Source organism: Natronomonas sp., from assembly GCF_036625485.1.
Taxonomy (GTDB): Archaea; Halobacteriota; Halobacteria; order Halobacteriales; family Haloarculaceae; genus Natronomonas.
On record NZ_JAZKTR010000212.1, the window covers coordinates 1 to 3388 of the forward strand.

Genomic DNA, 3388 nt, shown 5'->3' on the forward strand with positions numbered 1-3388 from the left:
CTATAAACAGAACCTTACCCCAGACGACCCACCGTAGACTCCAGTAGAGGTGCGAATCTGCCGTTCTTGGTCTTGGGATGTCGACTGATTCGGAAGGTTGGGAACGTCTCGTCCTGCGTTGGTTTCGGAGTCGGCCATACGGAGGCCCGCTCGTTTGAACCACGCACCGATATCATCGAGACCGGGCGGACGCGACGAACCGCTCCCTGGGGAGCCACCTGCTCGGCAGTTCCCATACGCTGAGTCATCAGTATAGGGGTCGAAGGAGTCTCGACGGTCGACCCGAACAATGGAGATGAAGACGCCGATTCGATCTCCGATGTCGCCCGACTCCGAGCGTGCCTCACATAAACCGGCCCGCCGGAGTCGCTCGTTCGCACCAGTAGGAACCGATTATTAACCGAATCCCATCGAGAATGATGTAATTACTCGAGTCACGTCGCCTTCATGGCGAGGGAAAGTTCTCTCACGGGAGGTGATGGGCGGCGAATCGCTGCGTTCGTATCAACACCGAAGTTCGAACACGATTCGCAAATGCTCGTACCCCGCGACTATTGACCCTGTCGTCGTCGAGAACTCGGTGGAGTGACTCTCGAGTCCCCCGTCTTACCCTCGAAGTTCGTGCTATGCTCGCAGAAGATTCATGCCGAAGCCAACGACCGCGGAATCACGGTTTCGGGCCTTCACAGTCTGGTGGAATCACGTGTAGCTTAACACGATACCCAGACGACCGCGGTCAGTAGTCCACGAACCCGTCGGTGTCGAGGTAGTTGTGCGCGACGGTGATTGTGTGGTCGGCGTGGAGTGCATGCGGGCCGATGGAGACGCGCCGGTCGGCACGGTCGGCCAGCAGGTCCGCCTCGGCGTCGGTGAAGTCGTGGTGGTCCGAGAGGACGAAGACGGGGTTTTCGGGCGGTTCGACGTCGACGACGGGGTCGCCGCCCTCGTGGAGTTCGACGAGCGTTCCCTCCTCGGCGACCGATTCGACGGTCGCGGCGAAATCACCCGTGCCGATGTAGACGCCGGGCGAGGGGTTGGCTTCCATCGCGCCGATGGCCTCCTCGCGGGCCTCCAGGGCGCCGCGAATCAGCGCGCCCGTCGAGCGTTCGTCGGGGTTCAGTCGCCGGAGTTCCGACCCCTCGAAGCGGACGACGTACTCGTCGCCCAAAACGAGGTGGACGCGAACGTCCTCACGGAGGTCGTGTGAGAGGAAGAAGGCGCTGTTGACACACCGACACAGTACGTCGAGGCGACCGGCACCGGGCAGGTCGTCGAGCGAGAAGTCGGCGGTCGTCGGTGCGTCGTGGCCGACGACGATGAACTGTCGCATATCGGCCCTCCGGGCGCGGACCCTTTAGCCGCCACGTTTCGCTGCAGCGCTGGTCGAATGGGGTGATTTTATCGCCCCCGCGTGGTCACGGGTGGACAGGGACGCCGCCGCGGTGCGTACGGTCCTCGACGAGAATCCAGCCCTCGAACCGGCGCTCGAAGCGGTTCGGACGGTCGACCGCGACGCGGAGACGTGGACCTTCGACGACGTTCCGGTCGATTCGGGCGTTTTCGGCGAACTCGTCAACGAGGGTCTCGTCGAATCGGTCGGCGACGAGTATCGGGTTGCGAACCCCGAGGCTGTCGACCGGGCACTTTCCGGTGATATCGAGCGCGAGGAATCCAGTTTTGAGGCGAACGACGTGCTGTTGCTGCCCGATATCGACCGCGCGGCTGCTGTGGCACTTGCCGGTTTGCTCGCCCTGGTCGCCGTCTTTCGGGCGACTACCTATCCATCCGTCTTTCGTGACCGGGTCGTGTTTCCGTCGAACGATCCCTACTACTACGTTTATCTGACCGAAGTTGGCCTTCGAGATGGTTGGAGTTTCTCTGAACTCCCCGGTGGGTTAGGAACACAAGAACCCCTGACGACCGTCCAGATGCTCGTCGGCGCCGAATTAGCCGGCGGTCTCGGAAGCCATACTGCGTTTCTCGCGTGGCTGCCGGTTCTCGTCGCCGTCGCGACCGGCCTCGTCGTCTATCTGTTCGCCTGCGAGGTGGCCGAGGACCGCCAGGTCGCGCTGGCGAGCGTGCTCGTTCTCGCGGTGTTGCCGGTCCACGCGCTCCGGTCATCACTGGGGTTCGTCGACCACCACGCCTTCGACTACTTCTGGCTCACCGTCGTCGCGTGGGGCACCGTCGCGACCTTCGACCTCGATTCGCTGGCCGCAGACTGGCGGACGGCACGCGCGGTCGGCATCCTCGCCGTCGGTGTCGCCGGGAGTATCCTCGCGTGGTGGGCCGCGACGCTGTTGCTGTTCCCGGTCGCCATCGCAGTCGTCGTCGGAGCGGCTATCGCCGTCCGAGATGACGAGTCGTTCCTCGCACCCGGCCTCGCCACCGCCGCGGGAGTTGGACTCGGCGCGGCGGTCGTCCTGCTGACCCATCTCCTCTGGGGTTGGCACGAAACGTTCATCGTCGGCGTACCCGTGGTCTTGGCCCTTGGCATCCTCGGCGTCGTCGGCGCGACCTACGGCTGGCGTGCGCTGGAGTTGCCCGCGTGGGCGTTCCCGACGACGGGCATCGTCGGCGTCGCCGGCGTTGCGGCCGGCGTGCATTTCCTCGCGCCGACCGAGTGGGCAGCAATCTCACGGCAGGTCTCCCGCCTGTTCGCCGACCGAGAAATCGTCGAGATGCAGTCGGTCTTCGGCACGGAAACGATGGGGTGGCTCTTCTCGTTTGGCCTGCTGTTGTTCGTCGTCATCCCCGCGATGGGCTGGGGTCTCTACCGCTCCTATCGCGGGGACCGCTCGTGGCTCGTCGCCACCAGCTACGGGTGGTTCATGCTCTTTCTGGCGACGCTGCAGGCCCGATACGCTGGCGAACTCGCGCCCTTCACCGCGCTGTTCGGTGGGCTGGCGCTCGTCGCCCTCGCCGAGCGCGTCGATGCCGCGGAACTGCCGGTCCCACTCGGCGGCGAGGGGCGACCGGTGACGCTTCCCGACCGGGACGTCGCGGTCAGGTTGGTCGTCATCGTCCTGCTCGTCTGCGGCCTCTCGGCGGTGCTGGCACCCATCGGTGCGTCCAATCTCACGATTCCTGAAGAGCAGTACGGAACCGCCGCCTTCATCGACGATCACGCCGCCGCGGCGGGCCACGAGTACCCCGATAACTACGTCTTCAGTCCGTGGTCGTGGAGCCGGATGTACAACTACCACGTCAGCGGGGAATCGCGGAGTTACGGGTACGCCCAATCGAATTACCGTGATTTCACGTTCGCAACCGACCCGGATTCGGCCTACGACCGCCATATCGCCGGCGGCCGAGCACAGAACGCCTATCTGGTCACCGAACCGGTTCCGGGCGACCCCGAGATTCCCGAGGAGACGATGCAGGCCCG

2 protein-coding genes are annotated in these 3388 nt (G+C 64.4%); one reads left to right on the forward strand and one right to left on the reverse strand.

Annotated elements, in window-relative coordinates:
• Positions 1-736: 736 nt before the first annotated feature.
• Positions 737-1330, reverse strand: a complete 594-nt coding sequence (trmY, locus tag V5A53_RS13935; protein ID WP_332314220.1) for a tRNA (pseudouridine(54)-N(1))-methyltransferase TrmY — start codon at positions 1328-1330, stop codon at positions 737-739.
• 91 nt (positions 1331-1421) lie between these two features.
• On the opposite strand from trmY, the gene V5A53_RS13940 reads away from it, so the two are divergent.
• On the forward strand, positions 1422-3388 hold a 1967-nt coding region (locus V5A53_RS13940; RefSeq protein ID WP_332314221.1), incomplete at its 3' end, for a hypothetical protein.